The sequence below is a fragment of the Streptomyces sp. NPDC001219 genome (genome assembly GCF_053597915.1).
The window spans coordinates 70,288-76,458 of record NZ_JBSFJF010000040.1; the positions used below are offsets into that span (position 1 = coordinate 70,288).

Here is a 6,171-nt window from a genome sequence, read left to right on the forward strand (position 1 = left end):
CCGGACGCAGCCCGACACCGGCGAGAGCCAGGCGCTTAGCATGACCGTATGGAGGTCTCGAAGCTGTCGGCCGAGGCGCGGCGGCGACGCAGCGCGGAGATACGGGCGTTCCTGCGCTCACGGCGGGCGCGGCTGACGCCCGCGGACGTGGGCATGGCGGCGGGAAGCGGGCGCCGTACACCGGGTCTGCGGCGCGAGGAGGTCGCGGTGCTCGCCGGGGTGGGGGTGTCCTGGTACACGTGGCTGGAACAGGGGCGCGACATCAACGTGTCGGCCGAGGTGCTGGAGGCCGTCTCCCGTGTGCTGCGGCTGGACCCCGTCGAGCGGGAGCACCTCTACCTGCTCGCCGGGCTGAACCCACCGCAGGCCGCGCCCGCGGACCGCGCCGTACCGGCCGGCATCCGCCGGGTCATCGACGGCTGGCTGCCGCGGCCCGCGTACGTCATCGACCGGCACTGGAGGCTGGTCGCCGTCAACCGGGCCGCCCAACTGGTCTTCGGCTACGGCGAGCTGGACCACAGCTGCCTGGTCAGCTTCTTCACCAACGCGCACTTCCGGTCCGTGCTGTGCGGCTGGGAGGAGGCGGCACGGCAGATCGTCGGACTGTTCCGCGCGGATGCGGCGCGCTATCCGGACGATCCGGAGTTCGGCCGGCTCGCGGAGGACATGTGCGCCGCCAGCCCCGCCTTCGCCACGGTCTGGGCCGAACACCCGGTGGGCGCCGCGGCCGAGGGCATCAAGGCGCTGGTGCACCCCGCCGTGGGAGAGCTGACGTTCGCCTACACGATGCTGCCCGTCTCCGACCTGCCCGGCGCCCGGCTGCTGCTGTACACCCCGGCGGAGGGGTCGCCGACCGAGGCCCGGGTGGCGGGTCTGCTGGACGCGGGCGCACCGGCAGTGGTCCCCACCCCGTAGGGGTTCGCCCGGCCGCGGGGCGGCAGCCGGGCGCGGTGAGGGTGGTGGTGACAGACCCAGGCTCAGCCGACACTGCCGGACCTGTCCGCACCGCCGCAGGATCGTGGTCATGCAGCGATTCACGAACAAGACAGCACTGATCACCGGCGGCACCAGCGGCATGGGACTCGCCACGGCACGGCGGCTCCTGGACGAGGGGGCGTACGTCGTCATCACCGGCCGCGACCAGGCGCGCCTCGACGCGGCGGTCGCCGAACTCGACGCGGTGGACGGCCGCGTGCTGGCCGTACGGGCCGACGCCGCCTCGCTGACCGGTCTCGACGCGCTGATGCGCCGGATCGAGAGCTGGCGCGGCACGCTCGACGCCGTCTTCGCCAACGCCGGGACCGGTGTCTTCAAGCCGACCGCGGAGATCACCGAGGACGACTTCGACCACACCGTCGACGTCAACTTCAAGGGGGTGTTCTTCACCGTGCAGAAGGCGCTGCGGCTGATGCCACACGGTGGCGCCGTCGTCATCAACGCCTCCTGGACCCTCTACCGCGGGCTGCCCGTCGCCTCGGTCTACTCCGCCAGCAAGGCGGCGGTCCACAACCTCGCCCGCACCATGGGATCTGACCTCGCCGCGCGCGGCATCCGCGTCAACTCCGTCAGCCCCGGCTATATCGACACCCCGATGTGGCGCGGCGCCAACCCCCACCCGGACGCCGAGGCCCGCAACTCCGCCGAGGTGGCGCTGGGTTCACTCGGCCACCCGGACGAGGTCGCCGCGGCCGTCGCCTTCCTCGCCTCCGACGACGCCGCGTACATCACCGGCCAGGACCTGGTCGTCGACGGCGGTCTCGTCGGCTCGGTGCCGGCCGCATGAGCGTGACGGACAGCGTTCCGCCCCAGCAGGCGGAACGACGACGGAGGGCCGCGCCCGTGCTGGCCGCCGTCCTGCTGACCCTCTTGATCCTGCCGACGTCGGTGACGGGCTCGGGCGTGGCACTCCCCGCCATCGGCCGGGAGACCGGTGCGCCGCTGGCTGCCCTGCAGTGGGTGGTGCACGGGTACAACCTCACCTTCGCCGGCGCTCTGCTGGCCTGCGGCTCGCTGGCCGATCTGTGGGGCAGACGCCGGGTGTTCGGGGGCGGCGCGGCCCTCTTCACGGTGGCGTCCGCGATGAGCACGGCAGCGCAGGACATCCTGCTGCTGGACGCGGCACGCGCGCTGGCGGGGCTCGGCGCGGCCGCGTTGCTGACCAGCGGCAGCTCGCTGATCGGCGAGACCTTCGAAGGGCGAGCCCGCAGCCGCGCGTTCGGGGCGGTCGGCATCACCACGGGCGCCGGGCTCGCACTCGGGGCGATGGCCGCCGGAGCGGTGACCGACCTGCTGGGCTGGCGTGCCTTCTTCGGGCTGCACGCGGCGCTGATGGCGCTGGTGTGGTGCGTGGTGCCGCTCCTGCCGCGCGGCGGGACGGCAGGGCGCGCCGCTCGCGGCCGCCGTCCGGCCGGGCGGGGAAACACCCGGGACTCCCGCCCGGTCGGGGTGGACCGGGCCGGCACCGCCACCTTCTCCGGCGGGCTCCTGCTGCTGATGCTCGCCGCGGTCGAGGGGCCGCAACGGGGCTGGGGCAGCGCCGGAGTGCTGGGTCTGCTGGCGGGTTCGGTGCTGCTGCTGGCGGCCTTCGTGCTGGTGGAGCGGCGGGTACGGCACCCCATGCTGGACCTGCGGCTGCTGCGCAACAGGCAGTTCACGGCGCTGTGCCTGATCCCCGTCGTGGCGAGCTTCTCCTTCGTCCTCCTGCTGCCGCTGCTGCCCAACTACCTGCTGGTGGCGAACGGTTCCTCCAGCCGGGAGGCGGGAAGCACCATGCTGCTGATGACGCTGCCGATCCTGGCGGCCCCGGTGCCGGCCACTCGGCTGCTGCGCCGGGGGCTGACGCCCCGGAGCGTGTTCGGGCTGAGCCTGCTGTGTCTGACGGTGGGCGTGGCCTGGCTCGCCTCCGTGCTGGAACCGGGGGTGACGCCGGGCGCCCTGGCCGCTCCCCTGATCACCCTGGGGGTCGGGCTGGGCCTCAACTTCGGGCTGGTGGACGGGGCGGTCCTGGACGTCGTCGCGCCGGAGGCCATGGGCGCCGCCGCGGGCTTCCTCAACACCCTGCGGCTCGGCAGCGAGGCCCTGGCCATCGCGGCAGCGAGCGCGGCCCTCGTCAACCTCGTACGGAACAACCTCGACGCCGGGTTGGCGGGGTTCCCCTCGTATGACGGCACCTCACGCGACCTCGCCAACAGTGTCAGCGCCGGCGACCTCTCCGGCCCGCTCTCCGGGCTGCCCGCCTCCGCCCGGCCGGACTTCACCGCCTGGGCGACGCACGGCCTCACCGACGCCTGGCAGACGGTGCTGTGGGCGAGCGCGGTGGTGTGTGCGGTGCTGTCGGTGGCGATCTACGTCCTGCTGGGCGGGCGCCCGACGGAAACGGGCAGCCGGGCGGATCAGGCGAGCCAGTCGGCGTAGTGGGCGGGGGCGATACATGCGTCGCCCTTGGCGGTGAGCACATCGCCGTCGACGGCGGCGAACATACCCGCGGTGTCGTCGGTGACGACCGTGCGGCCGTCGGGCCGGGCGTTCAGGGTGATCCGGCCGAGTCCGTCGAGGGGATGCACGTCGGGTAGGCGAGGCCGGGCACCTGGTCCACGCCGAGGGGCACCGAAACCCGGCCGCCGCCCCGGCCTCTGAGAAGTGCGGCTCGACTTCCACAACGGGGAACAACGCCGACCCGACGCAGCGCCGCCCCCGGCCGGATTCCTCGCCGCCGGTGCCGCCGCGCCGCGCAGTAGTGCCCGCGCGCACCGTCGGAGCCCGAAGTGTGGCGTCCCGCCACATGGGCGCCCGGCGTGCCCCTTCCTACGGTGTGGCGACACGACAACGCCCCGCCCTCGTCAGGAAGTGGTGCCGATGCCCGCCCCCGCGACCGCTCCACCAGCCCCCGCCGGCCTCAGGCGGATCGTCGCCGCCAGCCTGATCGGCACCACCGTCGAGTGGTACGACTTCTTCCTCTACGGGACCGCCGCCGCGCTGGTGTTCAACCAGCTGTTCTTCCCGGGGTCCGATCCGCTCGTCGGGACCCTGCTGTCGTTTCTGACGTACGCGGTGGGCTTCGCGGCCCGGCCCCTGGGAGCGCTGGTCTTCGGGCATTACGGGGACCGGCTCGGGCGCAAGAAGCTGCTGGTGCTGAGCCTGCTGCTGATGGGGGGCGCGACCTTCGCGATCGGTCTGCTGCCGACCCATGCGACGGTCGGGACGGCGGCGCCGGTGCTGCTGACCGTGCTGCGGCTGGTGCAGGGGTTCGCGCTGGGCGGTGAGTGGGGCGGCGCGGTGCTGCTGGTGTCGGAGCACGGGGACGCCCGGCGGCGCGGGTTCTGGGCGTCCTGGCCGCAAACCGGCGCGCCCGCCGGGCAGTTGCTGGCCACCGGGGTGCTGTCGGCGATGACGGCTCTGGTGTCGGACGCGGCGTTCGTGTCGTGGGGGTGGCGGGTGCCGTTCCTGCTGTCGGGCGTGCTGGTGGTCGTGGGGTTGTGGGTGCGGCTCTCAGTGGACGAATCGCCGGTGTTCCGGGACGCGTTGGCGCGTGCCGAGGCCCGGCGGGCGGACGGTGCGCTGGAGAGGATGCCGCTGGTGGCGGTGTTCCGGCACCACTGGCGGGACGTGCTGGTCGCGATGGGCGCGCGGATGGCCGAGAACATCTCGTACTACGTGATCACGGCGTTCGTGCTGGTCTACGCGACCTCGCAGACCGCGCTGGCGCCGCAGACCGCCCTGAACGCCGTACTCCTCGCCTCGGCGCTGCACTTCGCGGTGATCCCCGCCTGGGGCGCGCTCTCGGACCGGATCGGGCGCCGGCCGGTCTATCTGCTCGGCGCGGCCGGTGTCGGCGTCTGGGCGTTCCCGTTCTTCGCGCTGGCGGACACCGGCCGGTTCGGGCCGCTGCTGCTCGCGGTGAGTGTCGGGCTGGTCTTCCACGGTGCGATGTACGCGCCGCAGGCGGCGTTCTTCGCGGAGATGTTCGCGACCCGGATGCGGTACTCGGGCGCCTCGATCGGGGCCCAGTTCGCCTCGGTCGCGGCCGGTGCGCCCGCCCCGCTGATCGCGACCGCGCTGCTCGCCGACTACGACAGCCCGACGCCGATCGCCCTGTACGTCCTCGCGGCCGCGGTGCTGACGCTGGTCGCGGTGGGCGTGGCACGGGAGACCCGCAGCCGGGACCTCGCCGCGGTGGACGCGGACGCGGGGTCCGGCGGGGGCCGCACGGCCGCGCCGGACACCGCCGACGGGGCGTCCTCGGCGGTGTCCGGCGGGGCCTGAGACCTGATGTACGGCGGGGGCGTGGCGGGCCCGGGACGCTCCGGGAGACGGGGCAGCAGGTCCGCCACGCCCCCGCCGGCCGTCAGGGGCGGCTCTTGCCCTTCAGGGAGTCCTTCATCCCCTGGAGGTTCTCCTTGGCGTCGCTCATCGCGCCCTTGGCCCGGCCCTTCGCCTCGTCGGTGCGGCCCTCGCCCTTCAGCCGCTCGTCGCCCGTCAGCTTGCCGGCCTTCTGCTTGGCCTTGCCCTTCATCTTGTCCATCGCGCCCTTGTCACCCATGTCACGCTCCTCTGTCCGTGGGGGAAAGCTTCGGCACCACGCTGCCGCAGGTCGCGGCGGTGCGCACCCGGAGAAGGCCATCGGTAGGGAACCGCCCGCGGGGACGGCGTGGACCGCCGCCCCCGTTACGCGCCGGTATCGCCCGCCACGGCCGAGGAGAGCTGGTGCAGCCGCAGCGCCAGCTGGATCTCCAGGGCGCGGGCCGGGGTCTGCCAGTCGGGGCCCAGCAGCCGGCTGACCCGGTCCAGTCGCTGCGCCACGGTGTTCACATGGACGTGCAGCGCGTCCTTGGTGCGGGCCGGGCTCATTCCGCAGGCGAAGTAGGCGCCGAGGGTGCGCAGCAGTTCCGTACCGCGGCGGGCGTCGTAGGCGGTGACCGGGCCGAGTGTGCGGTGCACGAAGCCGTCCACGTCGCGGGTGTCGGCGAGCAGCAGACCGAGGAAGCCGAAGTCGGCGGCGGCCGCGCCCTGTCCGGCCCGGCCCAGCGCCCGCAGCGCCTCCCGGCAGCGTCCGGCCTCCGCGTAGGCGTCCGCGACCGCCGCGGGGCGGGCGGCGGGGGCCGCGACCGGGGCCGAGGCGCCGACCGTGACGGGCAGCCGCAGCGCGGCGCCGAGCCGGTCGGCGGCCTCCCG

Annotated in this window: 6 protein-coding genes and 1 pseudogene; 4 read left to right on the forward strand and 3 right to left on the reverse strand. The window is 74.1% G+C overall.

What is annotated here, in order from left to right; genetic code table 11:
• Positions 1-48: 48 nt before the first annotated feature.
• The 3 genes from ACWC9R_RS24200 to ACWC9R_RS24210 all read left to right on the forward strand — a co-directional run bounded on the left by ACWC9R_RS24200 (position 49) and on the right by ACWC9R_RS24210 (position 3,414).
• The gene (locus ACWC9R_RS24200) at positions 49-915 is read left to right on the forward strand and encodes a helix-turn-helix transcriptional regulator (protein ID WP_450734434.1); all 867 of its coding nucleotides are present in this window, start codon (positions 49-51) and stop codon (positions 913-915) included.
• A gap of 109 nt (positions 916-1,024) precedes the next feature.
• Positions 1,025-1,783, forward strand: a complete 759-nt coding sequence (locus tag ACWC9R_RS24205; RefSeq protein ID WP_450734436.1) for an SDR family NAD(P)-dependent oxidoreductase — start codon at positions 1,025-1,027, stop codon at positions 1,781-1,783.
• The gene (locus tag ACWC9R_RS24210) at positions 1,780-3,414 is read left to right on the forward strand and encodes an MFS transporter (protein WP_450734438.1); all 1,635 of its coding nucleotides are present in this window, start codon (positions 1,780-1,782) and stop codon (positions 3,412-3,414) included. Before ACWC9R_RS24205 ends, ACWC9R_RS24210 begins: the two co-directional genes overlap by 4 nt.
• Here ACWC9R_RS24210 and ACWC9R_RS24215 read toward each other — a convergent pair.
• Positions 3,393-3,569 (reverse strand): annotated as a pseudogene (locus ACWC9R_RS24215) (LysR family transcriptional regulator); the annotation flags it as partial. The gene ACWC9R_RS24210 and the pseudogene ACWC9R_RS24215 sit on opposite strands and share 22 nt — an antisense overlap.
• Positions 3,570-3,855: 286 nt before the next feature.
• On the opposite strand from ACWC9R_RS24215, the gene ACWC9R_RS24220 reads away from it, so the two are divergent.
• Positions 3,856-5,262 carry an MFS transporter gene (locus ACWC9R_RS24220; RefSeq protein WP_450734440.1) on the forward strand — a complete coding sequence of 469 codons (1,407 nt, stop codon included), beginning with the start codon at positions 3,856-3,858 and terminating at the stop codon, positions 5,260-5,262.
• 82 nt (positions 5,263-5,344) lie between these two features.
• Here the strand turns inward: ACWC9R_RS24220 and ACWC9R_RS24225 are convergent, their stop codons facing one another.
• Complete coding sequence (locus ACWC9R_RS24225) at positions 5,345-5,539, reverse strand: CsbD family protein (protein ID WP_450734442.1); 195 nt, start codon at positions 5,537-5,539, stop codon at positions 5,345-5,347.
• Positions 5,540-5,664: 125 nt separating this feature from the next.
• A partial coding sequence (locus tag ACWC9R_RS24230; RefSeq protein WP_450734444.1) for a PucR family transcriptional regulator occupies positions 5,665-6,171 on the reverse strand: 507 nt, incomplete at its 5' end.